Annotated in this window: 22 protein-coding genes, 1 pseudogene and 1 riboswitch; of the genes and pseudogenes, 20 read left to right on the forward strand and 3 right to left on the reverse strand. The window is 75.8% G+C overall.

The window, feature by feature from the left end:
• Nucleotides 1-150 precede the first annotated feature (150 nt).
• Complete coding sequence (locus I003_RS0119190) at nt 151-1,242, reverse strand: amidohydrolase family protein (RefSeq protein ID WP_027772986.1); 1,092 nt, start codon at nt 1,240-1,242, stop codon at nt 151-153.
• 408 nt (nt 1,243-1,650) lie between these two features.
• Here I003_RS0119190 and ectA point away from each other — a divergent pair, with 408 nt between their 5' ends.
• Genes ectA through thpD form a run of 4 tightly spaced genes read left to right on the forward strand, consistent with a single transcriptional unit; the run spans nt 1,651 to nt 4,865 of the window.
• A complete protein-coding gene (gene ectA, locus I003_RS0119195; protein ID WP_199784325.1) occupies nt 1,651-2,205 on the forward strand; it encodes a diaminobutyrate acetyltransferase in 555 nt (184 codons plus the stop codon).
• 55 nt (nt 2,206-2,260) lie between these two features.
• Nucleotides 2,261-3,529, forward strand: coding sequence for a diaminobutyrate--2-oxoglutarate transaminase (gene ectB, locus I003_RS0119200; protein WP_027772987.1), 1,269 nt, complete (start codon nt 2,261-2,263; stop codon nt 3,527-3,529).
• 38 nt (nt 3,530-3,567) lie between these two features.
• Nucleotides 3,568-3,966 (forward strand): ectoine synthase, encoded by a 399-nt coding sequence (locus tag I003_RS0119205; RefSeq protein ID WP_027772988.1) that lies wholly within the window; start codon nt 3,568-3,570, stop codon nt 3,964-3,966.
• 5 nt (nt 3,967-3,971) lie between these two features.
• Nucleotides 3,972-4,865 (forward strand): ectoine hydroxylase, encoded by an 894-nt coding sequence (thpD, locus tag I003_RS0119210; protein WP_027772989.1) that lies wholly within the window; start codon nt 3,972-3,974, stop codon nt 4,863-4,865.
• 140 nt (nt 4,866-5,005) lie between these two features.
• Here the strand turns inward: thpD and I003_RS0119215 are convergent, their stop codons facing one another.
• Both I003_RS0119215 and I003_RS32660 read right to left on the reverse strand, forming a co-directional pair.
• Nucleotides 5,006-5,707 (reverse strand): DsbA family oxidoreductase, encoded by a 702-nt coding sequence (locus I003_RS0119215; RefSeq protein WP_027772990.1) that lies wholly within the window; start codon nt 5,705-5,707, stop codon nt 5,006-5,008.
• A 49-nt stretch (nt 5,708-5,756) separates the two neighbouring features.
• On the reverse strand, nt 5,757-6,491 hold the full coding sequence (locus I003_RS32660) for a histidine phosphatase family protein (RefSeq protein WP_486584292.1): 735 nt from the start codon (nt 6,489-6,491) through the stop codon (nt 5,757-5,759).
• A 39-nt stretch (nt 6,492-6,530) separates the two neighbouring features.
• Nucleotides 6,531-6,692: riboswitch (cobalamin riboswitch) on the forward strand.
• Between the two features lie 35 nt (nt 6,693-6,727).
• Here I003_RS32660 and I003_RS0119225 point away from each other — a divergent pair.
• The 16 genes and pseudogenes from I003_RS0119225 to cobC all read left to right on the forward strand — a co-directional run bounded on the left by I003_RS0119225 (nt 6,728) and on the right by cobC (nt 26,659).
• Nucleotides 6,728-6,964, forward strand: coding sequence for a CbtB domain-containing protein (locus tag I003_RS0119225; RefSeq protein ID WP_027772991.1), 237 nt, complete (start codon nt 6,728-6,730; stop codon nt 6,962-6,964).
• Between the two features lie 24 nt (nt 6,965-6,988).
• A complete protein-coding gene (locus tag I003_RS0119230) occupies nt 6,989-7,771 on the forward strand; it encodes a CbtA family protein (protein WP_027772992.1) in 783 nt (260 codons plus the stop codon).
• 189 nt (nt 7,772-7,960) lie between these two features.
• Nucleotides 7,961-9,109 (forward strand): cobalamin biosynthesis protein, encoded by a 1,149-nt coding sequence (locus I003_RS0119235; protein ID WP_051368330.1) that lies wholly within the window; start codon nt 7,961-7,963, stop codon nt 9,107-9,109.
• A complete protein-coding gene (gene cobN / locus I003_RS0119240) occupies nt 9,109-12,849 on the forward strand; it encodes a cobaltochelatase subunit CobN (protein WP_027772994.1) in 3,741 nt (1,246 codons plus the stop codon). Before I003_RS0119235 ends, cobN begins: the two co-directional genes overlap by 1 nt.
• Before the next feature lie 205 nt (nt 12,850-13,054).
• Nucleotides 13,055-15,208 carry a putative cobaltochelatase gene (locus I003_RS0119245; protein WP_486584293.1) on the forward strand — a complete coding sequence of 718 codons (2,154 nt, stop codon included), beginning with the start codon at nt 13,055-13,057 and terminating at the stop codon, nt 15,206-15,208.
• The gene (gene cobO / locus I003_RS0119250; RefSeq protein WP_027772996.1) at nt 15,208-15,816 is read left to right on the forward strand and encodes a cob(I)yrinic acid a,c-diamide adenosyltransferase; all 609 of its coding nucleotides are present in this window, start codon (nt 15,208-15,210) and stop codon (nt 15,814-15,816) included. Before I003_RS0119245 ends, cobO begins: the two co-directional genes overlap by 1 nt.
• A gap of 7 nt (nt 15,817-15,823) precedes the next feature.
• Nucleotides 15,824-17,254, forward strand: coding sequence for a cobyrinic acid a,c-diamide synthase CobB (locus I003_RS0119255; RefSeq protein WP_027772997.1), 1,431 nt, complete (start codon nt 15,824-15,826; stop codon nt 17,252-17,254).
• Complete coding sequence (cobI, locus tag I003_RS0119260) at nt 17,251-17,979, forward strand: precorrin-2 C(20)-methyltransferase (RefSeq protein WP_027772998.1); 729 nt, start codon at nt 17,251-17,253, stop codon at nt 17,977-17,979. Before I003_RS0119255 ends, cobI begins: the two co-directional genes overlap by 4 nt.
• Nucleotides 17,976-18,830 (forward strand): precorrin-4 C(11)-methyltransferase, encoded by an 855-nt coding sequence (gene cobM, locus I003_RS0119265; protein WP_051368331.1) that lies wholly within the window; start codon nt 17,976-17,978, stop codon nt 18,828-18,830. Before cobI ends, cobM begins: the two co-directional genes overlap by 4 nt.
• Before the next feature lie 45 nt (nt 18,831-18,875).
• On the forward strand, nt 18,876-20,183 hold the full coding sequence (locus I003_RS0119270; RefSeq protein WP_051368332.1) for a cobalt-precorrin-5B (C(1))-methyltransferase: 1,308 nt from the start codon (nt 18,876-18,878) through the stop codon (nt 20,181-20,183).
• A gap of 575 nt (nt 20,184-20,758) precedes the next feature.
• Nucleotides 20,759-21,916, forward strand: a pseudogene (cbiE, locus tag I003_RS32665) (precorrin-6y C5,15-methyltransferase (decarboxylating) subunit CbiE); the annotation flags it as partial.
• Complete coding sequence (cobJ, locus tag I003_RS0119280; RefSeq protein WP_027773001.1) at nt 21,913-23,718, forward strand: precorrin-3B C(17)-methyltransferase; 1,806 nt, start codon at nt 21,913-21,915, stop codon at nt 23,716-23,718. The pseudogene cbiE and the gene cobJ, both read left to right, overlap by 4 nt.
• On the forward strand, nt 23,715-23,966 hold the full coding sequence (locus I003_RS0119285; RefSeq protein ID WP_027773002.1) for a 4Fe-4S binding protein: 252 nt from the start codon (nt 23,715-23,717) through the stop codon (nt 23,964-23,966). The genes cobJ and I003_RS0119285 overlap by 4 nt, the downstream gene beginning before the upstream one ends.
• On the forward strand, nt 23,963-24,607 hold the full coding sequence (locus I003_RS32670; RefSeq protein WP_051368333.1) for a precorrin-8X methylmutase: 645 nt from the start codon (nt 23,963-23,965) through the stop codon (nt 24,605-24,607). Before I003_RS0119285 ends, I003_RS32670 begins: the two co-directional genes overlap by 4 nt.
• Nucleotides 24,604-25,560 (forward strand): sirohydrochlorin chelatase, encoded by a 957-nt coding sequence (locus I003_RS0119295; protein WP_027773003.1) that lies wholly within the window; start codon nt 24,604-24,606, stop codon nt 25,558-25,560. The genes I003_RS32670 and I003_RS0119295 overlap by 4 nt, the downstream gene beginning before the upstream one ends.
• The gene (cobC, locus tag I003_RS0119300) at nt 25,550-26,659 is read left to right on the forward strand and encodes an Rv2231c family histidinol phosphate aminotransferase CobC (RefSeq protein WP_027773004.1); all 1,110 of its coding nucleotides are present in this window, start codon (nt 25,550-25,552) and stop codon (nt 26,657-26,659) included. Before I003_RS0119295 ends, cobC begins: the two co-directional genes overlap by 11 nt.
• Nucleotides 26,660-26,739 lie beyond the last annotated feature (80 nt).

Consider the following 26,739-nt stretch of genomic DNA (forward strand, 5'->3'; position numbering starts at 1 on the left):
CGCCCGGCCCGGGGCCGACGAGCGGCGCCGCGCGGCCGGCCGGGTACGGAGAGGGCCGGGCTGCCGCCCCTCTTCACCCCTTCGGGGGATCGGACCCCGGAAGTCGACCGCGGCCCCCGGTTCCCTGCTCACCGCCCCGGCCGAGGCCGCTCAGCCGACGATCCGCCCCCGCAGCACGATCCGCCGCGGCGCGGTCAGCACCCGCACGTCGGCCAGCGGATCCGCCTCGTACACCACGAGATCCGCCGGCGCGCCCTCCTCCAGGCCGGGCCGCCCCAGCCACTCCCGCGCGCCCCACGTCGCCGCCGAGACGGCGTCCGCGACCGGGATCCCGGCGGCGACCAGCTCGCCGACCTCCCGCCCGACCAGCCCGTGGGCGAGCGACCCCCCGGCGTCGGTGCCCGTGTAGACGGGGATCCCGGCGTCGTAGGCGGCGCGCACGGTGGCGTACCGGCGGCGGTGCAGGCGGCGCATGTGGTCGGCCCAGCGCGGGAACCGGGCCTGGCCGCGCGCCGCAAGCTCGGGGAACGTCGCGATGTTGACCAGCGTGGGCACGATGGCGACGCCGCGCTCGGCGAACAGCGGCACCGTTTCCTCGGTGAGCCCCGTCGCGTGCTCGATGCAGTCGATGCCCGCCTCGACCAGGTCGCGCAGCGAGTCCTCGGCGAAGCAGTGGGCGGTCACGCGCGCGCCCAGGCGGTGTGCCTCGGCGATGGCGGGGGCGAGGGCCTCCCGCGGCCAGCAGGGGGTGAGATCGCCGGCGTCGCGGTCGATCCAGTCGCCGACGAGCTTGACCCAGCCGTCGCTCCGGCGCGCCTCGCGGGCGACGTACGCGACGAGATCGGCCGGTTCGATCTCGTGGGCGTAGTTGCGGATGTACCGGCGGGTACGGGCGAGGTGGCGGCCGGCGCGGATGAGCCGCGGCAGGTCGTCGCGGTCGTCGATCCAGCGGGTGTCGGCGGCGGAGCCCGCGTCGCGCAGCAGCAGGGCCCCGGCCTCCAGCTCGGCGCGGGCCTGCTTCTCGCTGGTGGCGTCGTCCACGGCCCCGTGCGCGTCGAGCCCGACGTGGCAGTGGGCGTCGACGAGCCCGGGCAGCACCCAGCCCTCGATGTCGACGACCTCACGCGCGTCTGCCGGTGGCGTGAAGGTGACGCGTCCGCCCACCACCCAGAGCTCGTCGCGGACGTCCTCGCGGCCGGTCAGCACCCGGCCCCTCACGCGCAGCACGGGGCTCTCGGTCATGCGGGGCACCCTAGCCAACCGCCGGCCCCGCAGATCTCCCGGGGCACCACGAACATCTTCACGCAAAGGAACGAACACAGGGGGTGAGGCATTGACGTATGTTTAACGGCAGTTTATCGTCGCCCCCGCGAAGTGATTTTCCCGTCTTCTTCTGCCCGCTTCCCGGCCGGGTAAACCAGCTTATTTTTCGGCCAGTCAACCTTCTCAATCCGGACACTGGCCGGAGTCGTTATCAATCTGTTACATTTCCGCTTCGGGCGCCACGTTCCTCGGGGAATTCCGTGAGATACCGGGCATATGCCCGTCGGCTCGCGCGCTCGCGCGTGCCCGCGGATAACACACCTACGCCCCTTTTGTAACCCCTACCGGCCGTGCGATTTCGATTTCCCCTAGGTAAATTAAATCTGCATGACTGCCGCACAAGCAGACCTAGCAGGCCCTCCCGATAAACCCCGCTCCGCGGCTGCAGACGAGGCGGGTGTCCGGCTGGACACCCCGCGAATCGAGGACGGCGCCGCAATCTGGCGCATCGCACGCGACTCCGGGTCGCTCGACCTCAACTCCTCGTACAGCTACCTGCTGTGGTGTCGCGACTTCGCCGACACCACCGTCGTGGCACGGGACTCGGACGGCGCCCCGGTCGGCTTTGTCACCGGCTATATCCGGCCTGCGCGGCCGGAGACCCTCGTCGTCTGGCAGATCGCCGTGGACGCCGCGTTCCGCGGGCGCGGACTCGCCGGCGCGCTGCTCGACGGGCTGACCGAGCGCGCGCTGCAGGACCGCGGCATACGGCGGCTCGAAACGACCATCACTCCGGACAACTCCGCCTCCGACCAGCTCTTCCGCTCGTACGCGCGCCGCCACGGCGCCGGCGTCGACCGGGACGTGCTGTTCCGCGGGGAGCACTTCCCGGACGGTCACGAGCCCGAGCTGCTGTATCGCATCGGCCCTCTCGCGGGCTGAGCACCCGACCCCATTCGCACCCCCCGCACATCGGATCATCTCCCAGGAGAACGCTGTGACCATCACACCGCCCGCCCTGAGCGTCTTCGAGACCCTGGAGTCGGAGGTGCGCAGCTACTGCCGTGGCTGGCCCGCGGTCTTCGACCGGGCCCAGGGCAGCTATCTGTACGACGAGGACGGCCACACCTACCTCGACTTCTTCGCCGGCGCCGGATCCCTCAACTACGGCCACAACAACGCCGTACTCAAGCGCGCCCTCCTCGACTACCTGGAGCGCGACGGCCTCGTGCACGGCCTGGACATGGCCACCACGGCCAAGCGCGCGTTCCTGGAGACGTTCCAGAACGTCGTCCTGCGCCCCCGCGACCTGCCCTACAAGGTCATGTTCCCGGGGCCCACGGGCACCAACGCCGTCGAGGCCGCGCTGAAGCTGGCCCGGAAGGTCAAGGGCCGCGAGGCGATCGTCTCGTTCACCAACGCCTTCCACGGCATGTCGCTCGGCTCGCTCGCCGTCACCGGCAACGCCTTCAAGCGCGCCGGCGCCGGTATCCCGCTGGTGCACGGCACCCCGATGCCGTTCGACAACTACCTCGACGGCCAGGTCCCGGACTTCCTGTGGTTCGAGCGGCTGCTGGAGGACCAGGGCTCCGGGCTCAACAAGCCCGCCGCCGTCATCGTCGAGACCATCCAGGGCGAGGGCGGCATCAACGTGGCCCGCGCCGAGTGGCTCCGCGGCCTCGCCGAGCTGTGCAAACGCCGCGACATGCTGCTCATCGTCGATGACATCCAGATGGGCTGCGGCCGTACCGGAGGCTTCTTCTCCTTCGAGGACGCGGGCATCACGCCGGACATCGTCACGCTGTCCAAGTCCCTCAGCGGCTACGGGCTGCCGATGTCGCTCACCCTCTTCAAGCCCGAGCTGGACATCTGGGAGCCGGGCGAGCACAACGGCACGTTCCGCGGCAACAACCCGGCCTTCGTCACCGCCACCGCGGCGCTCGACACGTACTGGGCCGACGGGCAGATGGAGAGGCAGACCCTCGCCCGCGGCGAGCAGATCGAGCAGGCGCTCGTCGCGATCTGCGCGGAGCACTCCGACGCCGACGCGACCTACCGCGGCCGCGGCATGGTGTGGGGGCTCGAGTTCCCCGACCCGGCGCGGGCCACGCGGGTGTGCCGGCGCGCCTTCGAGCTGGGACTCATCCTGGAGACCTCGGGGCCGCAGAGCGAGGTCGTCAAGCTGCTGCCGGCGCTGACGACGACGCCGGACGATCTGGACATGGGACTGCGCACCCTCGCTCGCGCGGTCCGCGAGACCGCCTGACGGCCGAACCGAACCCGAAAGAGAGGCACAGAAGCACCGTGATCGTCCGATCCTTCCAAGAGCTTGAGGGCACCGACCGGCACATCAAATCCGCGTCGGGCACCTGGGAGAGCAAGCGCATCGTGCTCGCGAAGGAGCGCGTCGGCTTCTCCCTCCACGAGACCGTGCTCTACGCGGGTACCGAGACCTCCATGTGGTACGCCAACCACATCGAGGCCGTCGTCTGCACCGAGGGCGAAGCCGAACTCACCAACGACGAGACCGGCGAGAAGCACGTCATCACGCCGGGAACGATGTACCTGCTGGACGGGCACGAGAAGCACACGATGCGGATCAAGCAGGACTTCCGCTGCATCTGCGTCTTCAATCCGCCGGTCACGGGCCGTGAGGACCACGACGAGAACGGGGTGTACCCCCTGCTGACTGAGGAGGACTGAGAACCATGGCCAGCCCGACTGTCACCGATCTCTACCCGACGCGCGGCGCCGAAGAAGTGAGCACGCCGCGTCAGGACCCGGTGGTCTGGTCGGAACCGGGTGCCGACGGGCCCATCCCGCCCTGGGAACTGGAGGGCTTTGAGCGCAACGGCTACCTGACGGTCGACCAGTTGATCACCGCGGAGGAGGTGGAGACGTACAGGGCCGAGCTGGACCGGCTCGTCGCCGACCCGCAGATCCGCGCCGACGCGCGCTCGATCGTCGAGGCCCGCACGCAGTCCGTACGCTCCATCTTCGAGATCCACAAGATCAGCGACGTCTTCGGCAAGCTGGTGCGCGACGAGCGCGTCCTCGGCCGGGCGCGGCAGATCCTCGGCTCCGACGTGTACATCCACCAGAGCCGGATCAACGTCAAGCCCGGGTTCGGTGCCAGCGGCTTCTACTGGCACTCGGACTTCGAGACCTGGCACGCCGAGGACGGCCTGCCGAACATGAGGACCGTGTCGGTCTCGATCGCGCTGACGGAGAACTACGAGACCAACGGCGGCCTCATGATCATGCCGGGGTCGCACAAGACCTTCCTCGGCTGCGCGGGCGCCACGCCGAAGGACAACTACAAGCAGTCGCTCCAGATGCAGGACGCCGGCACGCCGTCGGACGGGGCGCTGACCGAGATGGCGGAGGCGCACGGCATCAAGCTGTTCACCGGCTCGGCCGGGTCGGCGACGTGGTTCGACTGCAACTGCATGCACGGCTCGGGTGACAACATCACGCCGTATGCCCGCAGCAACGTTTTTCTCGTGTTCAACAGCGTGGAGAACGCGGCGGTCGAGCCGTTCGCGGCGCCCGTGCGGCGGCCGGAGTACATCGGCGCGCGGGACTTCACTCCGGTGAGGTGACGCCGAGCGCCGTCGTCACGGCGTACGTCCCCCGCTCCGCGGGTACGTGACGCCGGACCGTGCCGCGCCCCCCGCCCGGATCCCCGGGCGGGGGGCGCGTCCGCGTCTGCTCGCCGTCGTCCGCGTCCGTGTGCGGTTCGCTACGAGGCGTCGTAGGCGTGGTCGTCCGCGCAGAGGCCCTGGCCGCCCGTGCCCGTGACGTCCTGCAGCCTGCGCACGGCGGCCTGCTCCAGGGCCTGGGTGAAGACCTCCGCCGGCTGACCGCCGGAGACGGCGAAACGGCGGTCGATGACGAAGAAGGGCACGCCGTTGGCGCCCAGCTCGGCGGCTTCCTTCTCGTCGGCGCGTACGGCGTCGGCGTAGGCGTCCTCCTCCGCGAGCACCTCGCGCACCTCGTCGGCGTCGAGGCCGGCGCCGGTCGCGATGTCGACCAGGGTGTCGTCCTCGCCGAAGGGGCGTGCCTCGGCGAAGTTCGCGGTGAAGAGCGCGTCGAGGAGCCGGTCCTGCAGGCCGCGCTCCTTGGCGAGGTGCAGGAGGCGGTGCAGGTCGAAGGTGCCGGTGACGAACCGGTCGTGGCGCATGCCGAGCCCTTCGGCCGCGGCGGCGGCGCCCACCCGGTCCTCCATCGCCTTGAGCTGCGCGTCGTCCCAGCCGTACCTGGCCTTCAGCTCCGCGCCGAGAGGCTGCCGGCCGCTTCGCGGGGTCCCGGGGGACAGCTCGAACGAGCGGTGCACCACCTCGACGCCGTCCCGGCCCGCGAAGTCGGCGAGGCCCTTCTCGAACCTGGCCTTGCCGATGTAGCACCAGGGGCAGATCACGTCGGACCAGATCTCTACTCGCATGACCGGGCAAACCGGCGGGGCGACGGGGGTATTCCCCCGCCTGCGGGGATCAGGGGCCGGGGTCCGGGACGGGGCCGGGAGCGGGGCCCGCGCCGGGATCCGGGTCCAGGGGGACTCCGAGGCGGAGGTTCCAGCGGCCGGCGCGGCCGGTCAGCTCCGTACCGGTCAGAGGCGGTACGTCCAGCCGCCAGAAGGCCGCGGAGGGCAGGTCGAGCGCGTGCACCACCGCGGCCCGTACGGCGGCGGCCTCGGCGACGGCGACGACGCTGCGGCTGCGGCTGCGGCCAAGGGCGGCGGCGCCGTTCCAAAACTCCGGGGTGCGGGGACCGGCCGGATCGTGCGTGCCCGCGGCTCCGCCCTCGGCGACTGCCCAGGTCAGGCCGTCGAGCCACACGCCCACCCGGCCCCGCAACTGCAGCAGCGACTCCCCGCCGTGCGGCGCCGCCGCCGGATCCGTCAGCCAGGCCCGCACCGCCTCGCCCTCCGCCGCCGCCAGCTCTTCCAGCCCCCGCCCGCGCCAGCGGCCGACGTCCCAGTCCGCCAGTTCCGCCTCGGGCTCCGCCGCGAGCCCCAGCGCGTCCGCCGTCTGCCGGCAGCGGACCGACGGCGCGGCGTACGCCGGCGTGCGCGTACGCAGAGAAGCCGCCCCGCGTGCGCCTGCGCGCTCCGCCGCACGTCGGCCCACCGCGTCCAGCGGCTCGTCCGCGCCGAACACCGCGTGCCGCAGCTCAGCGTTGACCGCCGGCGTGACAAGGATCACCCGGACCGTCACCAGCCGTGTCACCTGCCCCTTCCGTGTCCCGCCCGACGGACGCCATATGGCCGTCGGCCCGCAGGCGACGGTATCGTCACCTCGTCAACCGAAGACGACGGCGCAACGGAAGCCCGGTGAGATTCCGGCACGGCCGCGCCACTGTGAGCCGGACGACTCCCCCGCGGGGCGGAGTCCGGTGAGTCAGACCCGCACCGTCGTGAGCTGCTCCACCGCATGGGACGCGTGATCCCAGGGAGGTTTCCGCCATGGCTCAGTCAGCCGTGTCACCCACGACACCCGCCGCCGACGAACCGGCCGGCCCGCTCCTCACCCCCCTCCCGCTGAAGACCATCGCCCCGTGGGCGCTGCTCGGCGGACTCCTGATGCTCGTCCTGCTGTACTTCGTCGGCGCCGAACAGGGCGCGATCTCCCTGGTGTCGGGCGAGGGCGTGCACGAGTGGCTGCACGACGGCCGGCACCTGCTCGGCTTCCCCTGCCACTGAGCGGGGGCGATCTCGGTGATGACGCTGAACTCCGCGGTGGTGCGCGGGCTTCTGGTGCGCGGGATGCTCGCGGGGCTGGGTGCGGGTGTGCTCGCGCTGGTCGTGGCGTACGTCCTGGGCGAACCGCAGGTGGATGCGGCGATCGAGCAGGAGGCGCAGCCGGGCGGCGGCCACGATCACGGCTCGGGCGCGGGCTCCGGTGCGGGTGCGGGTGCGGGTGCGGGTGCGGATGAGGAACTCGTCAGCCGTTCCCTCCAGTCCACCGCCGGGCTGGCGACGGGCATGCTCGTCTACGGCGTCGCGCTCGGCGGCCTCGCGGCGCCGGCGGTGGCGTACGCGCTGGGCCGCGTCGGTCGCTTCGGCCCCCGGGCGACGGCGCTGCTGCTCGCGCTCGGCGGACTGGTCGCGGTCTTCGCGGTGCCGTTCCTGAAGTACCCGGCGAACCCGCCGGGCGTCGGCGACCCGGAGACGGTCGGCACACGGACGGCCCAGTACTTCCTGATGGTGCTGCTGAGCGTGCTGCTGGCGGTCGGCGCGGCGGTGATCGGGCGGCGGCTGGTGCCGCGGCTCGGCGGCTGGTACGCGACGGTGGCGGGCGCCGCCGTGTTCGTGGTGGCGGCCGGCGCGGCGGTGACGCTGCTGCCGGAGTCGTCGGTGGCGGTGCCGGAGGGGTTTCCGGGGGATCTGCTGTGGCGGTTCCGGCTGGCGTCGGCGGCGGTGCACGGGGTGTTGTGGGTCGGGTTCGGGTTGCTGTTCGGGGAGTTGGCGGAGCGGTTGCTGCTGCGCAGGGCGCGGGTGGCGAGCTGAGAGGGCCGTTCCCCGGCCCCGCCCCTTCCCGGAACTCGGGGGCTACGCCCCCGAGACCTCCGCGGGACCGAGCCCCGCGCCGTCAGAGCTACGCCCCGGGCTTCCCCGGGCTCCGCCCCCGGAGCCCGGGGAAGCCCAGCCCGCCGACCGCACCCCGACCCGCCCCCGCCCCCTCACCGAACGGGCACCATGACACCCCGGACCGCGTCACCTCCCGCCCTGCGCCTCCGCCCCCGCGCGGTGGCGTACGCCCTGGGCGCCACCCTGGGCTACGCCGCCGACCGGATCGTCGGCGACCCGCGCCGCGCCCACCCGGTAGCGGCATTCGGCCGCGCCGCGACGGCGCTGGAAACCCGCTTGTGGCGCGACACGCGCACGGCGGGCGCCCTGCACACGGCGCTCTGCGCCGGCACGACGCTGGCCGCCGCCACCCTGGCCACAGCGGCAACCCGGCCGCTGCCGCCGGGGCGGGGCCCCGCCGGGGGCGGAGGCCGGGGCCCGTGGGGGTCCCGGGGGCGCAGCCTCCTGGTTTCGGGCAGGGGCGGGGCCGGGGCACACGTCCGCCTCGCCGCCCCGTTCGCACCCGCGAGGTCCCCTTTGCACCGCCCGGCGGCGCCCGCGACGGCCCTCCTCCCCCGCATCGGGCTCACCGCCCTGCTCACCTGGACCGTCCTCGGCGGGGCCTCCCTCCGGCGGGAGGCCCTCGGCATCGCCCGCGCCCTCCACGACCACGACCTCGACGACGCCCGCCGCCGTCTTCCCCGCCTCTGCGGGCGCGACCCGCAGCGGCTCGGCGAAGCCGGGATCGCCCGCGCCGTCGTCGAGTCCGTCGCCGAGAACACCTCCGACGCCGTCGTCGGTGCCCTGGTCTGGGGTGCGGTCGGCGGTGTTCCCGGACTTGCCGGGTTCCGGGCCGTCAACACCCTCGACGCCATGGTCGGGCACAGGTCCGCCCGCTATCTGCGCTTCGGCTGGGCCGCCGCCCGGCTCGACGATCTCGCCGGCTGTCCGGGCGCCCGGCTCACCGCCGCGCTCGCGACGCTCGCCGGGCCCGATCCCCGCACCGCCCTGCGCGTCTGGCGCCGGGACGGGCCCCGGCATCCCAGCCCCAACGCCGGCCCCGTGGAGGCCGCGTTCGCCGGTGCGCTCGGACTGCGGCTCGGCGGGGAGCTGTCGTACGCGGGGCGCAGGGAGTACCGGCCTGTTCTCCATCCGGCCGGACGGCCTCCCGGCGTACACGACATCGAGCGTGCCGTCCGGCTCTCCTCCCGTGTCTGCTTCCTCGCCCTCCTCACCACCGTCGGCGCCGCCCTGCTCCCCATCGAAGCGAGCCCCTGATGACGACTGTGCTCCTGCTCTCCACCGCCGACACCGACCTCCTCGCCGCCCGCGCCTCCGGCGCGGACTTCCGTATCGCCAACCCCGCCCGCACCGCCCCCGGCGACCTGCCCGGGCTCCTCGACGGTGCCGGTCTCGTGGTCGTACGGCTTCTCGGGGGCAGGCGCGCCTGGGAGGACGGGCTCGATGCCCTCCGCGAAGCCGGGCTGCCCACCGTGCTGCTCGGCGGCGAGTCCGTGCCCGACGCCGAGTTGATGGCCGAGTCGTCCGTGCCCGCGGGGGTGGTCGCCGAGGCGTTGCGGTATCTCGTCGAGGGCGGGCCCGGGAACCTCGCCGAGCTGGCGCGGTTCCTGTCGGACACGGTGCTGCTCACCGGCGAGGGCTTCGCCCCGCCGCGGCGGATGCCCTCCTACGGGGTGCACGGTTCGTACGTCCTGAAGGACGACCGCCCCACCGTCGGCGTCCTCTTCTACCGCGCCCACGAACTCTCCGGGAACACCGCCTTCGTCGACTCCCTCTGCACCGCCGTCGAGGCGCAGGGCGCCAACGCCCTGCCCGTGTACTGCGGTTCGCTGCGGGGCGCAGACCCCGGGCTGTTCGAGCTGCTGGGCCGCGCCGACGCTCTCGTGGCGACCGTGCTCGCCTCCGGCGGCACCCGGCCCGGCGACGCCTCCGCCGGCGGGGACGACGAGGCGTGGGACGTCGGGGCGCTCGCGGAGCTGGACGTGCCGGTGCTGCAGGGGCTGTGCCTGACGTCGGGACGCGGTGCCTGGCTGGCCTCGGACGCCGCGCTGTCGCCGATGGACGCGGCGATGCAGGTGGCGATCCCCGAGTTCGACGGGCGGCTGGTGACGGTGCCGTTCTCGTTCAAGGAGGACGGTCCCGACGGCGTGCCGGTGTACGTGGCGGACCCGGAGCGGGCCGGGCGCGTGGCGGGGATCGCCGTGCGGCACGCGCGGCTGCGGCACACGCCGAACGGCGAGAAGCGGATCGGGCTCGTCTTCACCGCGTACCCCACCAAGCACTCGCGGGTGGGCAACGCCGTCGGCCTGGACACGCCCGCCTCCGCGGTCAGGCTGCTCGACGCGCTGCGGGCGGCGGGCTACGGCGTCGAGGGCCACCCCGACGACGGCGACGAGCTGATCCACCGGCTCATCGCCGCCGGCGGGCACGACGTGGAGTGGCTGACGGAGGAGCAGATGGCGGCGGCGTCGGCCCGGGTTCCGCTGGGCGACTACGAGCGGTGGTTCGCCGCCCTCGACCCCGGGTTGCGCGCGTCGGTCGTCGAGCACTGGGGCGAGCCGCCCGGCGAGCTGTACGTGGACGACGGTGAGGACGGACCCGCCCTCGTGCTGGCCTCGCTGCGCTTCGGCAACGTGGTGGTGATGATCCAGCCGCCGCGCGGCTTCGGCGAGAACCCCGTCGCCATCTACCACGACCCGGACATGCCGCCGTCACACCACTACCTGGCGGCGTACCGCTGGCTGGACCGCACGTTCGGCGCCGACGCCCTGGTGCACATGGGCAAGCACGGCACGCTGGAGTGGCTGCCGGGCAAGGGCCTCGGCCTGTCGGCCGGGTGCGCGCCGGACGCGGTCCTGGGCGACCTGCCGCTGGTCTACCCGTTCATCGTCAACGACCCGGGCGAGGGCACCCAGGCCAAACGTCGCGGGCACGCCACCGTGGTCGACCACCTCGTGCCGCCGATGGCCCGCGCCGACTCCTACGGTGACCTGGCGAAGCTGGAGCAGTTGCTCGACGAGTACGCGCTCGTCTGCGACCTGGATCCGGCGAAGGCCCCGGCGGTGCGCAGCCACATCTGGACGCTGGTACGGGCCGCGGAGCTGCACCACGACCTGCACGTGGCGGAGCAGCCGGAGGACGCCGAGTTCGACGAGTTCGTGCTGCACGTCGACGGCTGGCTGTGCGAGATCAAGGACGTGCAGATACGGGACGGGCTGCACGTCCTCGGCGCGGGCCCGGCCGGGGAGGCGCGGGTCAACCTGACGCTGGCGGTGCTGCGTTCCGCGCAGGTGTGGGGCGGCGCCGGGGGGGCGCTGCCGGGGTTGCGGGCGGCGCTCGCGGCGCGGGCGGGGCTGGTCGAGGCGGAGCTGCTGGCGCAGCCGGGGGCGCGGATCGCCGTGCCGGCGAGGCTGGCCGCGTGGCATGCCGCACAGGGCGCCGGCCGGCCTGCCGGGCCCGGTCCGGCGGAAGCCGCGGATGCTCCCGACGCCGCGGCGGACCGGCGGCCCCCGGCCCTGCGTACCGCTTCCGACGCCGTCGACGTACTGGAGTCCGTGGCCCGCCGGCTCGCGGAGTACATGGAGGCGCACGACTGGTCCGCCGCCGCCGCACGCCCCGCCGTGGCGGAGGTGCTGGGGACCGGGTGCCCCGACGCCGTGCGGGTACTGGAGTTCGCCGCCGCGGAACTCGTACCGCGGCTGCGCCGTACCGGCGACGAGATCGGCAACGTCCTCCACGCGCTCGACGGCGGGTACGTACCCGCGGGCCCCTCCGGCTCCCCCACCCGCGGCCTGGTCAACGTGCTGCCGACCGGCCGCAACTTCTACTCCGTCGACCCCAAGGCCATCCCCTCCCGGCTCTCCTGGGAGGTCGGCAGCGCCCTGGCCGGCTCCCTCCTCGCCCGCCACCTCGCCGACCACGGCGCGTACCCGAAGTCCGTGGGGCTGACGGTCTGGGGCACGTCCTGCATGCGCACCCAGGGCGACGACGTCGCGGAGATCCTGGCGCTGCTGGGCTGCCGCCCGGTGTGGGACGACGCGTCGCGGCGGGTGACGGGCTTCGAGGTGGTGCCGCCCGCGGAGCTGGGCCGGCCCCGCATCGACGTGACCGTCCGCATCTCCGGCTTCTTCCGCGACGCCTTCCCGCACGTCATCGGCCTGCTGGACGAGGCGGTGCGCGCGGTCGCGGAGCTGGACGAGCCGCCGGAGGCCAACTTCGTGCGCGCGCACGCGGACGAGGACACCGCCGTCCACGGCGACCGCCGCCGCGCCACCGCCCGTATCTTCGGCTCCAGGCCCGGTGCGTACGGCGCCGGCCTGCTGCCGCTGATCGACGCCCGCAACTGGCGCTCCGACGCGGACCTCGCGGAGGTGTACGCGGTCTGGGGCGGCTACGCCTACGGCCGCGGGCTCGACGGGCGGGCGGCGCGCGGCGACATGGAGGCGGCCTTCCGGCGGATCCAGGTGGCGGCGAAGAACGTCGACACGCGCGAGCACGACATCGCCGACGCCGACGACTACTTCCAGTACCACGGCGGCATGGTGGCGACGGTCCGCCATCTGACGGGCGGCTCGCCCGAGGCGTACATCGGGGACAGCGCCGTGCCCGAGCAGGTGAAGACGCGCACGCTCGGCGAGGAGACGCACCGCGTCTTCCGCGCCCGGGTGGTCAATCCGCGCTGGACGGCGGCGATGCGGCGGCACGGCTACAAGGGGGCGTTCGAGATGGCCGCCACCGTGGACTACCTCTTCGGCTACGACGCCACCGCGGGCGTCGTGGACGACTGGATGTACGAGAAGCTCGCCGCCGCGTACGTCTTCGACGCCCAGAACCATGAGTTCATGCGGCGCTCCAACCCGTGGGCGCTGCGCGGCATCGGCGAGCGGCTGCTGGAGGCGGCCCAACGGGGCCTGTGGGCGGAGCCGGACCAGCGGACCCTGGCCCGGCTCCGCGAGATCTACCTCGAACTCGAGGGCGATCTGGAGGGGGAGGAATGACCCACTCGCAACCCCCGCACGCGCGGGGAGCGGAGAACTCGGACGACCGCCGACCGGGCGGTCCCCGGGGCAACGCCCCGCGGCAGTGGGGGTGCGTGAGGAGTGTCACGGATCTCTCCACCGGCCCGCAGGAACAGTCCGCCTCATCACTCGAAGGAAGGATGATCGCGTGAGCGTCCCCTATCCGTTCGCCGCCATCGTCGGCATGGCCGGCCTTCGGCTGGCCCTCATGCTCAATGCAGTCAGCCCGGCGGTCGGCGGCGTCCTCGTACGCGGTGAGAAGGGGACCGCCAAATCCACCATGGTCAGAGGGCTTGCCGCGCTGCTCCCCGAGGTCGCCGTCGTGCCCGGCTGCCGCTTCTCCTGCGACCCGGCCGCGCCGGACGCCAGCTGCCCGGACGGGCCGCACGAGGCGGGGCGCCCCGCGACTGCCCGTGCGGCGCGGCTGGTGGAGCTGCCGGTGGGCGCGTCCGAGGACCGGCTCGCGGGAGCGCTGGACATCGAACGGGCGCTGGCCGAGGGCCGGAAGACGTTCGAACCGGGGCTGCTGGCGGAGGCGCACCGCGGCGTGCTGTACGTGGACGAGGTCAATCTGCTCCACGACCACCTCGTCGACCTGCTGCTGGACGCGGCGGCGATGGGCGCCAACCATGTGGAGCGCGAGGGCGTCTCCGTGCGGCACGCGGCGCGCTTCCTGCTGGTGGGCACCATGAACCCGGAGGAGGGCGAGCTGCGCCCGCAGTTGCTGGACCGCTTCGGGCTGACCGTCGAGGTCGCGGCGTCCCGCGAGCCGGCCGAGCGCGCGGAGGTGGTGCGGCGGCGGCTCGCGTACGACGCGGACCCGGCCGGCTTCGCGGTGCGCTGGGCGGCGGAGGAGGACGCGCTGCGGGCGCGCGTCGCGGCGGCACGGGCGCTGCTGCCCGCGGTGGCGCTGGGCGACGCGGCGCTGCGGCAGATCACGGCGACGTGCGCGGCGTTCGAGGTGGACGGGATGCGCGCGGACATCGTCATGGCCCGTACGGCGACGGCGCTGGCGGCGTGGTCGGGGCGTACGGAGGTGGCGGCGGAGGACGTGCGGCGGGCGGCACTGCTGGCGCTGCCGCACCGGCGGCGGCGCAACCCGTTCGACGCGCCGGGGCTGGACGAGGAGAAGCTGGACGAGGCGCTGCGGGAGCACGGCGGCACGGACGGCGGGCCGCCGGACGGCGACGGTGGTGGTGGGAAGCGGCCCGGGGACGAGGACGGACCGGACGCCGATCGGCACCGGCCCGGCGACACCGGCCCCGAGGACGCCGGCCCCGGCGACAGCGGCCCGGGCGACACGGCGCCGCACAGGACAGGCGGCCCGCGGGACCCCGGGGGGTCCCGTACCGACACCCCCGCGCCCCGCGGCGACACCCCCGCCGCCACCGGCGCTCCCGCCGAGGACCCCGGCACGGAGTGCTGTCCGCCCGGGACCGCCCCGCCCTCACACGACGCCGGGCCCGCGGCCCCCGCCGAGCCGTTCCGCACCCGCCGCCTCGACGTACCCGGGGTCGGGGAGGGTGCCGCGGGCCGCCGCTCCCGTGCCCGTACCGCGCACGGCCGCGCCACCGCCGCCCGCCGCCCGAGCGGCCCCCTCGGCGACCTGCACCTGGCCGCCACCGTCCGGGCCGCCGCCCCGCACCAGCGCGCTCGGGGCCGACGCGGCCCCGGTCTCCTCCTCCGCCGCGACGACCTGCGCGAGGCCGTCCGCGAGGGCCGCGAGTCGAACCTCGTGCTCTTCGCCGTCGACGCCTCCGGCTCGATGGGTGCGCGCCAGCGCATGGGTGCCGTGAAGGGCGCGGTGCTGTCGCTGCTGCTCGACGCCTACCAGCGCCGCGACAAGGTGGGCCTCCTCACGTTCCGCGGCCGGGACGCCGCGCTGGTGCTGCCGCCGACCTCGTCGGTGGATGCCGCGGCGGCGAAGCTGGGGCGGCTGCCCACCGGCGGGCGCACGCCGCTGGCCGCCGGGCTGCTGCGGGCCCGCGAGACGCTGCGCGTCGAGCGGCTGCGGGACCCGGCGCGCCGTCCGCTGCTGGTGGTCGTCACGGACGGCAGGGCGACGGGAGGCCCGGAACCGGCCGGCCGGGCGGCCCGCGCGGCGCGCCTGCTGGCGGCCGACGGGGTCGCTTCGGTAGTCGTCGACTGCGAGTCGGGGCCGGTGCGGCTCGGGCTCGCGGGCGAGCTGGCACGCGAGCTGCGCGGCACGGCGGTATCGCTGGGCGAGCTGCGGGCGGAGGTGGTCGGCGGGCTCGTCCGGCAGGTCCGCGCGGACCGCCGCGCACCTGCCGTACGCGAGGAGCCCGCCGCCGGGCGCGGGCCGAGGAGGGCCGCCTGATGCCGAAGGGACGGCCGGCCGCCGTACCGGACGACGGCCTGACGACGCGGCAGCGCCGCAACCGCCCGCTGGTCGTCGTGCACACGGGCGCGGGCAAGGGGAAGTCCACGGCCGCCTTCGGGCTGGCGCTGCGGGCCTGGAACCAGGGATGGCCGATCGGGGTGTTCCAGTTCGTGAAGTCCGCCAAGTGGCGGGTCGGCGAGGAGCGGGCTCTGCGGCTCCTCGGCGCGAGCGGCGAGGGCGGCACGGTGGCGTGGCACAAGATGGGCGAGGGCTGGTCGTGGATCCAGCGGCCCGCCCGGGAGGCGGAGCCGGACAACGAGGCGAGGGCGCGGGAGGGCTGGGAGCAGGTCAAGCGGGACCTGGCGGCACAGACGTACCGGCTGTACGTGCTCGACGAGTTCGCGTACCCGATGCACTGGGGCTGGGTGGACACCGCCGAGGTGATCGCGGTGCTGCGGGAGCGGCCGGGCAGCCAGCACGTCGTCATCACCGGCCGCAACGCACCCGCGCCGCTGGTCGGATGCGCCGATCTCGTCACGGAGATGGGCAAGGTCAAACACCCCATGGACGCGGGTCAGAAGGGCCAGCGGGGCATCGAATGGTGAGTCTCCAGTGATCGACATCCCCCGGCTCGTCGTCGCCGCGCCGGCCTCCGGCAGCGGCAAGACGACCGTCGCAACGGGCCTGATGGCGGCGTTCGCGGACGCCGGCCTGACCGTCTCGCCGCACAAGGCGGGCCCCGACTACATCGACCCCGGCTACCACGCGCTCGCCGTCGCCGGCTCCCCGGACGGCGGACGCCCCGGCCGGAACCTCGACGCGCCCATGTGCGGCACCGGCCTCCTCGCCCCGCTGTTCGCGCACGGGGCGGCGGGCGCGGACGTGGCGGTCGTGGAAGGCGTGATGGGCCTGTACGACGGCGCCGCGGGCGAGGGCGAGCCGGGCTCGACGGCCGAGCTGGCGAAGCTGCTGCGGGCGCCGGTGGTGCTGGTGGTCGACGCCTCGGGGCAGTCGCGGTCGGTGGCGGCGCTGGTGCACGGGTTCGCGTCGTGGGACCCGGAGGTGCGGATCGGGGGTGTCGTCCTGAACAAGGTCGCCTCCGACCGCCACGAGTCCCTGCTGCGCGAGGCACTGGACGGCGCGGGGGTGGCGGTGCTGGGCGCGCTGCGCCGCGACGCGGGGTTCGCGACGCCGTCGCGGCACCTGGGCCTGGTCCCGGCGGCGGAGCGGCACGCGGCGGCGGTGGCGGCGGTACGGGCACTGGCGGCGCGCGTACGGGAGTCGTGCGACGTCCCGGGGCTGCTACGGCTGGCCCGCACGGCGCCGCCGCTGCCGGCGGAGGCCTGGTCGGCGACCGAGGCGTTGGCCGGCCTCGCCACCGGCCCCGGGCCGGGGGCCGGGGGGCGGGACCGGGGAGGGGCGGGATCGGGGAGCACCCCCCGGCCCGTCGTCGCGATCGCCGCCGGTCCCGCCTTCACCTTCTCGTACGCCGAGCATCCCGAACTCCTCGCCGCCGCCGGCGCCGACGTCGTCCCCTTCGACCCCCTGCGCGACGAGGCCCTGCCCCCCGGCACCCGCGCCCTCGTCATCGGCGGCGGCTTCCCCGAGGTGTACGGCACCGAGCTGGCCGCCAACGAGCCGCTGCGCCGCGACGTCGCCCGGCTCGCCGCCACCGGCGCGCCGGTGGCGGCCGAGTGCGCGGGCCTGGTCTACCTCGCCCGCGACCTCGACGGCGCCCCCATGTGCGGCGTGCTGGACGCCCGGGCCCGTATGACCGACCGGCTCACCCTCGGCTACCGCGACGCCGTCGCCGTCGCCGACAGCACGCTCGCCGCCGCCGGCACCCGGGTCCGGGGCCACGAGTTCCACCGCACGGCGCTCGACCCGCCCGCCGGCGAGACGCCCGCATGGGGGATGACCCGGCCGGTCCGGCGTGTCGAAGGTTTCGTACGGGGCGGTGTCCACGCCTCGTACCTGCACGTGCACTGGGCCGCCGCCCCCGCCATGGCGCGCCGGCTCGCCGAAGGGTGTGAAACGGCATGAGCATGCGACTCGTCGGCGTCGGGGTCGGCCCCGGTGACCCCGAGCTGGTCACGGTCAAGGGCGCGGGTGCGCTGCGGGCGGCGGCGGTGGTCGTCGTCCCCGTGATGGAGGGCGGCGGCACCGGCCGGGCGGAGGCGACGGTCCTGCACTACGTCGACAGGGCGAAGGTCGTACGGGTCGTCTTCGCACTCAACGAGCCCAGCGACACCGCCCGCCGCGAGGCCGCGTGGGACGCGGCGGGCGCCCGGGTCGCCGCACTGCTGCGCGAGCACCGCTCGGTGGCGTTCGCCACCCTCGGCGACCCCCACGTGTACTCGACGTTCACCTACCTCGCCGGAACCGTCACGGCCCTGCTCCCCGACGTACGCATCGAGAGCGTGCCGGGCATCACCGCGATGCAGGACCTGGCCGCGCGCGGCGGCACGGTGCTCGCGGAGGGCACGGAGCCGCTGACTCTGGTGCCGGTCACGGCGGGCACGGCGGTGCTGAAGGAGGCGCTGCGGGGGCCGGGGACGGTGGTGGCGTACAAGTTCGGCCGGCTGGCGGCCGAGGTCGCGGAGGCGCTCGCGGAGACCGGCCGGGCGGAAGGGGCGGTGTGGGGGTCGTCGCTGGGTCTGGCGGAGGAGTCGGTACGGCCGGCGGCGGAGTTGGGGGCGGAGGCGCTGCCGTATCTGTCGACGCTGATCGCGCCGGCGCCGCGGGCGCGGCGGGGGGAGAAGCTGTGAGCGGGCCGGGAGCGCCGGGACCCGGGCCGTACGCCACCGGCAGGGTGACGTTCGTCGGGGCCGGGCCGGGGGCCGCGGACCTGCTGACGTTCCGGGCCGCCCGCGCCATCGCCGAGGCGGACGTCGTGATCTGGGCGGCGAGCCTCGTCCACGAGGACGTGCTGCAACACGCCCGCGCGGACGCGGAGATCGTCGACTCGGCGGCGGTGCCGCTGGAGGAGGTCGTCGCGGTCTACGCGCGGGCGGCACGCGGAGGGCTGCGGGTGGCGCGCGTGCACTCCGGCGACCCGGCGCTGTGGGGCGGCACGCAGGAACAGGTGGAGCGGTGCGCGGGACTGGGCCTTGAGGTGGAGATCGTGCCGGGGGTCTCGTCGTTCTCGGCGGCGGCTGCCGCGGCGGGGCGGGAGTTGACGGTTCCGGAGGTCGCGCAGTCCGTGATCCTCACGCGGCTGGGCGGCGGAAAGACGCCGATGCCGAGCGGGGAGGAGGTACGGGAGTTCGCGCGGCACGGCACGACGATGGCGGTGTTCCTGTCGGCCGCCCGCTCCGGCCGGCTGGCGGCGGAGCTGCTGGCGGGCGGCTACGCGGCGCAGACGCCGGTGGTCGTGGCGTACCGGGTGACGTGGCCGGACGAGCTGGTGCTGCGCTGCACGGTGGGCACGCTGGAGGCGGCGGTGAAGGAGCACCGGCTGTGGAAGCACACGCTGTTCCTCGTCGGCCCGGCGCTGGGGGCGGCGGGCACGCGGTCGCATCTGTACCACCCGGGACACTTCCACGGCTTCCGCCGCGCGGACCCGGAGGCACGGCGGGCGCTGCGGGCGCCGGCGGCGCTGCCTGAGGGCGGGGCGTAGGGCGCGGGGAGGGCCGGTTCGGGACGGCGGGGAGGAGGAGAGCGGATGCGGGGCGAGCGGGGACGGGATGCGGAGGGCACGAAAGGCGCGGATGTGCCGCAGCCGGGCGCGCGGGAGCCGCGGCGGGAGGCGGAGCAGCGGGACACGGACCAGCGGGAGGCGGGGCGGCGCGTGCCGGAGCAGGACATGCCGGAGCGGGGCACGCCGGAGCGGCGGGGGCCCGACCTGCGGGAGCCGGACCTGCCGCGTACGGCGAAGGTGCGGCAGAAGGCGCTGCGCACCGGGTGGACCACCGGCACCTGCGCGTCGGCCGCGGCGCGCGCGGCGGCGCTGTTGCTGGCGACCGGGGAGGCGCAGCGGTGGGTGGAGGTGGCGCTGCCGTCGGGGCGGCGGGTGACGTTCGCGGTGGAGCGGGCGGTGGAGCTGCGGCCGGGGCGTACGGAGGCGGTGGTGGTGAAGGACGCGGGCGACGACCCGGACGTCACGCACGGCTCGCACCTCACGGCGACGGTCAGTTGGCGGGCGCGGCCGGGGCTGGAGCTGCACGGCGGCGTGGGGGTCGGGGTGGTGACGAAGCCGGGCCTGGGCCTGGAGCTGGGCGGCCCGGCGATCAACCCCGTACCGCGGCGGATGATCACACAGGCGGTGGCGGAGGTGGTGGACCTCGGACGGCGCGGTCTGGACGTCACGATCAGCGTGCCGGACGGGGAACGGCGGGCGCGCAGGACGACGAACGCGCGGCTGGGGATCCTCGGCGGCATCTCCATCCTCGGCACGACGGGCATCGTACGGCCGTTCTCGACGGCGTCGTGGCGGGCGAGCGTCGAGCAGGCGGTGTCGGTGGCGGCGGCGCAGGGCGAGACGGCGGTGGTGCTGTGCACGGGCGGCCGGACGGAACGGGGAGCGAGGGAACTGCTGCCGGGACTGCCGGCGGTGTGCTTCGTGGAGGTGGGCGACTTCACCGGGGCCGCGCTGCGGAGGGCGGTGGCGCGGGGACTGGAGCGGGTGGTGTTCGTCGGCATGGTCGGGAAGCTGACGAAGCTGGCGGCCGGGGTGCTGATGACCCACTACACGCGCTCCAAGGTCGACCCGGGGGTGCTGGCGGAGATCACGCGCGCGGCGGGCGGCACGGAGGCCCTGGCGGCGGCGGTGGCGGTCGCGAACACGGGACGGCACGCGTACGAGGTGTGGGAGGCGGCGGGTCTGCTGCGGGCGGCGGGGCGGGAGTTGTGCGGCCGGGTGGCGGAGGTGCTGGAGCGCTTCACGGACCGGAGGGTCACGGCGGAGGCGGCGATGGTGGACTTCACGGGGCGCGTGCTGGTGGCGCGGAGCGACGGGGAGCTGCTGCGGTGATCACGGTCATCGGCTGCGGCACCGGATCGCCTCCGGCGCGGATCGAGGACGCGGACCTGGTGGTGGGCGCGGCACGGCACTTGGCGGCGGCGGAGCTGCCGCCGGGCGCGGAGTGCGTGACGCTGGGCCCGCTGGGCCCGGCCCTGGACCGGATCGCGGCGTACGTGCAGGCAGACGGAGCCCGGCCCGCGGACGAGACCTGCGAGGGGGAAGACCCCCGAGCCGTCTCCGACACGAAGACCCACGAAGCGCAACGCCCCTCGGGGCCCGGCCCGAGGCCCTGCGAGGGACACGAGGCGCAGCCCCGGGAAGCCCTCGGGGCGCACCCCCCGGCCCGGCACGGGCCGCAGCCCCACGGAGGACACGGGGCACAGCCCTCAGCGGGGCCCGCGGCACAGCCCCCCGCGGGGTCCGGGGCACAGCCCCGCGAAAGGCACGGCGCACAGCCCAGGGCAGTACCCGGGCCGCACCCCTGCGAGGGGCACGCGGAGCCCCCGGCACAGCCCCCGGCCGGGACCGCGGCACAGCCCCGGGGAGGGCACGGGGCGCAGCCCCGGGTGGGGGGCGGGCGGGGGCGTGTGGTGGTGCTGGCTTCCGGGGATCCCGGGTTCTTCGGTGTGGTGCGGGTGCTCGCCGAGCGGTTCGGGCCCCGGCGTCTCGACGTGCGTCCCGCCGTCCCCTCCCTCGCCGTCGCCTTCGCCCGGGCCGGTCTGCCCTGGGACGACGCCGCCGTCGTCAGCGCCCACGGGCGCGACCTCCGTACCGCCGTCAACGTCTGCCGCGCCCACCCCAAGACCGCCGTCCTCACCGGGCCCGGCGCCGGCCCCGCCGAACTCGGCGCCGCGCTCGCCGCGTCCGGACTGCCCCGTGTCCTCGTCGTCTCCGCCGCCCTCGGCTCCGCCGAGGAGGACGTCGTGCGCCTCTCCCCCGCCGACGCCGCCGCCCGCTCCTGGCCCGGCGGCACCGTCAACGTCGTGCTCTGCCTCGACGAGCGCCCCGGCCGCGCCCTCGCCCCCGCACGGCGCGCCCTCGCCGGCCCCGGCCCGTACCCCCTGACGCGCCGCCCGGGCGACGGGTGGGCGCTTCCCGAGGCGGACTTCGAGCACCGGGCCGGCATGGTCACCAAGTACGAGGTCCGCGCCCTCGTCCTGGCCCGCCTCGCTCCCCGCCCCGGCGGCCTGGTGTGGGACGTGGGCGCCGGGTCCGGGTCGGTCGCGGTGGAGTGTGCCCGGTTCGGGGCCGCCGCCATCGCCGTGGAGCGGGACGCCGGCGACGTCGCGCGGATCCGGGCCAACGCGCGGGCGCACGGCGTCGACGTCCAGGCCGTACACGGCACCGCCCCCGCCGCACTGGCCCACCTGCCCGACCCCGACGCGGCGTTCGTCGGCGGCGGGGGCGGTGACGTGGCGGAGGTCGTCGCGGTGTGCGCCCGGCGTGCGCGCCGGGCCGTGGTCGTGACGCTGGCCGCCGTCGACCGTGTGCCGGGGGTACGCGCCGCGCTGGCGGCGGCCGGGTTCGCGGTGGACGGCGTGCTGCTGCAGTCCTCCCGGCTCACGCCGCTGCCCGGCGGGGTCACCCGACTCGCCGCGACCAACCCGGTGTTCGTCCTGTGGGGCCTGCGCACCGGAGACGAGGAACCGCACCGCAGGACCGCGAGCCGCGCCGCCTCAGAGCCGTACGACACCCAGGGAGCCGCACCCGTGACCGCACCGCCCCGCAGGACCGCCCCGTGATCGGCCTCGTCGCCGCCACCGCCGCCGGCTCCGCCGCCGCGCGGCGCCTGGCCGTCGCCTGGCCGGAGCGGACCCGCCGCTACGACGAGGGCCCGGTCCGTACCGCCCTCGCGCGCGCCTTCGAGGACTGCGACCAGCTCGTCTGCTTCCTCGCCACCGGCGCCACGGTCCGTCTCCTGGCCCCTCTGCTGCGCGGCAAGGCCACCGATCCCGGGGTGGTCTGCGTCGACGAGGCGGGCCGCTTCGCCGTCGCCCTCCTCGGCGGCCACGGCGGCGGCGCCAACGAGCTGGCCAGCGAGGTCGCGGGCCTGCTCGGCGACGGCTGCACGCCCGTCGTGACCACCGCCACCGACGCCGTCGGCATCCCCGGCCTCGACTCCGTCGGCTGGCCCGCCGAAGGCGCGGTCGCGGCCGTGACGCGGGCGATTCTGGACGGCGCTCCCGTCGCGCTGCGGGCCGACGCGACGTGGCCGCTGCCCGCGCTGCCGCCGCACGTGGGGGTCTCCGGCGTGGCGACGGACGTGCGCCTCTACGTCACCGACCGCCGCCTGCCGCTCGCGGCCCGCGAGGCCGTCCTCCGCCCACCGTCCCTCGTCGTCGGCGTGGGGGCCAGCCGCGGGGCCGGGGTGGACGAAGTGCTGGGCGTCATCGAGGACGCCCTCGACGACGCCGGGCTGAGCCCACGCTCCGTGACCGCGCTCGCGACCGTCGACGCCAAGGCCGGCGAGCCGGGCCTGCTCGCCGCCGCCGAGCGCCTGGGGGTGCCGCTGCGTACGTTCCCCGCCGCCGAACTGGCCGCCGTCGACGTGCCCACCCCCTCCGCCGCACCCCTGGCCGCCGTCGGCACGCCCAGCGTCGCGGAGGCCGCCGCGCTCACGGGCGCCGGCCCGGGCGCCGAACTCCTCGTGCGCAAACGGAAGTCCACCCCCGCCGGCCGGCCGGCAGATCACCACGCCGACTCACTCCCCGGCCGCGGCACCGGCACCGTCGCCGATCAGCCCGCCGGGTCCGCCGCCGAACGGCCCCGCCGCCCCGCCATGGCCACGTGCGCCGTCGCCCGCCGCCGCCCCCGCGGACGGCTCGCCGTCGTCGGCCTCGGCCCCGGTGCCCGCGACCTGCTGACGCCGCGGGCCCGCGCCGAGCTGCGCCGGGCGTCCGTGATCGTCGGCCTCGACCAGTACGTCGCGCAGATCCGCGACCTGCTCCGCCCCGGCACCCGGGTCCTCGCCTCCGGCCTGGGCGCCGAGGAGGAGCGGGCCCGTACCGCGGTGGCCGAGGCCCGCGCGGGCCGCGCCGTGGCGCTGGTCGGCAGCGGCGACGCCGGGGTCTACGCGATGGCCGCGCCGGCGCTGGCGGAAGCGGGCGCGGACATCGACGTCGCCGGCGTGCCGGGCGTGACGGCGGCTCTGGCCGCGGCGGCGCTGCTGGGTGCGCCGCTGGGGCACGACCACGTCTCCGTCAGCCTCTCCGACCTGCACACCCCGTGGGAGGTCATCGCGCGCCGGGTGCGGGCGGCGGCGGAGTCGGACCTCGTGGTCACGTTCTACAACCCGCGCAGCCGCGCCCGTACCCGGCAGCTCCCGGAGGCGCTGGCGCTGCTGGCGACGCACCGCGCGCCCACGACGCCGGTGGGCGTGGTGCGCAACGCGTCCCGCCCGGAGGAGCACGTGCTGCTGACGACGCTCGCCGAACTCGACCCGGGGACGGTCGACATGATGACCGTGGTGACGGTCGGCAACTCGGCGACCCGCGAGATCGAGGGCCGGATGGTGACGCCGCGCGGCTACCGGTGGCAGATGTGAACGCCCGTACGCGCCCCGCTCCGGCCGCGGCGGCACCGACCGGCACCGGCGGCCCTCCGCGGCGCGCCCTCACCGTCACCGACCGCTGCACCGGCTGCGGTGCCTGCCTCCTCACCTGCCCCGAGCACGCCGTCCGCCCCCGCGGCGGCGCCCTGTTCGTACGCGCCGACGTGTGCACGGGCTGTCTGGAGTGCGTGGAGGTCTGCCCGGCCGACGCCATCGACGAGGCCCCGGAGGAGTGCCCGTGACGAGGACCGTCCACCCCATCGAGGAGGAGTCGTACCGCCGGCTGCGCGCCCGCGTCGGCACGGCGCATCTCCCGCCGCTGACCCGCGCGGTCGTCGAGCGTGTCATCCACTCGTCCGCCGATCTCGCCTACGCCGACGACCTGGTGTGCGACGAGGCGTCGCTGACCGCCGCGCATGCCGCGCTGCACGCCGGTGCGCCGGTCGTCGCCGACGTCGAGATGGTCGCGGCGGGCATCACCGCCCGCAGGGCGGTCTGCAGGCTGCGCGACGCCGTGGCCGCACCCGGCCTGACCCGCTCGGCGGCGGCCGTGCGGCTGGCGTACGAGCACGTGGGTGACGGCGCCGTCTGGGTGGTCGGCTGTGCGCCGACGGCGCTGGAGGAGCTGACCGGGCTGGGCGCGGCGCCGGCTCTGGTGGTCGGGCTGCCGGTGGGGTTCGTGGGAGCGGTGGAGAGCAAGGCGGCGCTCCGCGCCACGGGGCTGCCGGCGATCAGCAACGTCTCGGAGAAGGGGGGCTCGGCGGTCGCCGCCGCGGCCGTCAACGCCCTGCTCTACGCAGCGCCCCCGCCGGGCCCTCCGGCCGCCGCGGACCGTCCCGCCCGGCTCCGCCCGGGTTCCGTACCACCGAGGAGACCCCAGTGACCAAGCCCGCCCTGCTCATCGCCGGTCACGGCACCCGTGACGCCGCCGGTGCCGAGGCGTTCCGCGCGTTCGTGCGGGCGCTCGCCGACCGCCGCCCCGGGCTGACCGTCGCCGGCGGTTTCATCGAGCTGTCGCCGCCGCCGCTGGGCGAGGCCGTCGCCCGGCTCGTGGACCGCGGCATACGGCACTTCGCGGCCGTACCCCTCATGCTCGTCTCCGCCGGGCACGCCAAGGGCGACATCCCCGCCGCGCTGGCCCGCGAGAAGGAGCGCCACCCCGGCCTCTCGTACGCCTACGGCCGCCCCCTGGGCCCGCATCCGAAGCTGCTCGCCGTGCTGGAGCGGCGCGTCGACGAAGCCCTGGCCGGGGACCCGGACGGGAACCGGCGCACGGATGCGGGCGCCGAACGGGCCCGTACCACCGTCCTCCTCGTCGGCCGGGGCTCCACCGACCCCGACGCCAACGCCGAGGTGCACAAGGCCGCCCGGCTGCTCTGGGAGGGCCGCGGCTACGCGGGCGTGGAGACGGCGTTCGTGTCGCTCGCCGCGCCCGACGTGGCCGCCGGACTGGAGCGCTGCCGGCGGCTGGGCGCCGCCCGCGTCGTCGTGCTGCCCTACTTCCTCTTCACCGGGGTGCTCCCCGAGCGCGTCGCCAGCCAGGCACGGCGGTGGGCGGCGGCCCACCCCGGGGCCGACGTGCGCACGGCGGGGGTCATCGGCGCGGCGGAGGAGCTGGTGGAGCTGGTCGGGGAGCGGTACGACGAGGCCGTCGCCGGGGACCTGCGCATGAACTGCGACTCCTGCGTCTACCGCGTCGCCCTGCCCGGGTACGAGGACAAGGTCGGCGCCCCGCAGCAACCCCACTTCCACCCCGGCGAGGACGGCCCGGCCCACGGCCACGGCCCTCACCTCCACGGCCACCACGCCCACGGCGGCCACGCCCATGCGCACTGAACCCTCCCCGCCCGTCCGTCACGACCTGCGCCACCACGGCGACGCCGAACTCCGCGACGCCGCCCCGGGCCTCACCGACCTCGCCGTCAACGTCCGCGCCGGCACTCCCCCCGCGTGGCTGAAGGCCCGCCTCGCCGACTCCCTCGACCGGCTCGCCGCCTACCCCGACGGCCGTGCCGCCCGCGCCGCCGTCGCCGCCCGTCACGGGGTGCCGGACGCCCGGGTGCTGCTCACCGCGGGTGCGGCGGAGGCGTTCGTGCTGCTGGCCCGGGCGCTGCGGCCGGCGGTGCGCCGGGCTGTCGTCGTCCACCCGCAGTTCACGGAGCCGGAGGCGGCGCTGCGGGACGCGGGGTACGCCGTGGACCGGGTGCTGCTGCGCCCGGAGGACGGCTTCCGGCTGCCACCGCGGGCCGTGCCGGAGGACGCCGACCTCGTCGTCGTCGGCAACCCCACCAACCCGACGTCCGTCCTCCACCCCGCCGCCGCCGTCGCCGCGCTGGCCCGGCCGGGGCGCGTCCTCGTGGTGGACGAGGCGTTCATGGACGCGGTGCCGGGTGAGCGGGAGTCGCTGGCCGGGCGCGCGGACGTCCCCGGTCTGGTCGTCCTGCGCAGCCTCACCAAGACCTGGGGGCTCGCGGGCCTGCGCGTCGGCTACGTCCTCGCCGACCCCGCGACGGTCGCCGTCCTGCAACGGGCCCAGCCGCTGTGGCCGGTGTCGACGCCGGCGCTGGCGGCGGCGGAGGCGGTGTGCGCGCCGCGGGCGCTCGCGGAGGCGGAGGAGGCGGCGGCGGCGATCGGTGCGGACCGGGCGTATCTGCTGTGCAGGCTCGGGGAGTTCGCGGAGGTCACGACCGCCGGGACGGCGGAGGCGCCGTTCGTCCTGGTACATGTCTCCGGCGGTGCGGGAGGCCCCGGCGGTGCGGGAGGGGACGGCGCCGCCGCCGGTCCCGTCGTACGCGCGCGGCTGCGCCGCCTCGGCTTCGCCGTTCGCCGGGGCGACACCTTCCCCGGCCTCGGCCCCGGCTGGCTGCGCCTCGCGGTGCGGGACCGGCGGACGACGGACCGGTTCGCCGAGGCGCTGGCCCGCGCGCTGGTGTGACCGCGGGACGGGAGCGGGCCCGGCGGGTGGCGGCGCCGCCGGACGGGCGGCGCGTGCGGGCGGCGTGCGAACCGCCGCCG

The sequence above is a fragment of the Streptomyces sp. CNQ329 genome (genome assembly GCF_000482585.1).

What these genes read in the sequence shown, in the direction of transcription:
- cobI (WP_027772998.1), top strand. Translation starts at nt 17,251, where the DNA reads ATGAGCATGCGACTCGTCGGCGTCGGGGTCGGCCCCGGTGACCCCGAG.
- I003_RS0119245 (WP_486584293.1), top strand. Translation starts at nt 13,055, where the DNA reads ATGGCCGGCCTTCGGCTGGCCCTCATGCTCAATGCAGTCAGCCCGGCG.
- I003_RS0119270 (WP_051368332.1), top strand. Translation starts at nt 18,876, where the DNA reads ATGCGGGGCGAGCGGGGACGGGATGCGGAGGGCACGAAAGGCGCGGAT.
- cobO (WP_027772996.1), top strand. Translation starts at nt 15,208, where the DNA reads ATGCCGAAGGGACGGCCGGCCGCCGTACCGGACGACGGCCTGACGACG.
- thpD (WP_027772989.1), top strand. Translation starts at nt 3,972, where the DNA reads ATGGCCAGCCCGACTGTCACCGATCTCTACCCGACGCGCGGCGCCGAA.
- ectA (WP_199784325.1), top strand. Translation starts at nt 1,651, where the DNA reads ATGACTGCCGCACAAGCAGACCTAGCAGGCCCTCCCGATAAACCCCGC.
- I003_RS0119190 (WP_027772986.1), bottom strand. Translation starts at nt 1,242, where the DNA reads ATGACCGAGAGCCCCGTGCTGCGCGTGAGGGGCCGGGTGCTGACCGGC.
- cobC (WP_027773004.1), top strand. Translation starts at nt 25,550, where the DNA reads ATGCGCACTGAACCCTCCCCGCCCGTCCGTCACGACCTGCGCCACCAC.
- cobN (WP_027772994.1), top strand. Translation starts at nt 9,109, where the DNA reads ATGACGACTGTGCTCCTGCTCTCCACCGCCGACACCGACCTCCTCGCC.
- I003_RS0119235 (WP_051368330.1), top strand. Translation starts at nt 7,961, where the DNA reads ATGACACCCCGGACCGCGTCACCTCCCGCCCTGCGCCTCCGCCCCCGC.
- I003_RS0119215 (WP_027772990.1), bottom strand. Translation starts at nt 5,707, where the DNA reads ATGCGAGTAGAGATCTGGTCCGACGTGATCTGCCCCTGGTGCTACATC.
- I003_RS0119225 (WP_027772991.1), top strand. Translation starts at nt 6,728, where the DNA reads ATGGCTCAGTCAGCCGTGTCACCCACGACACCCGCCGCCGACGAACCG.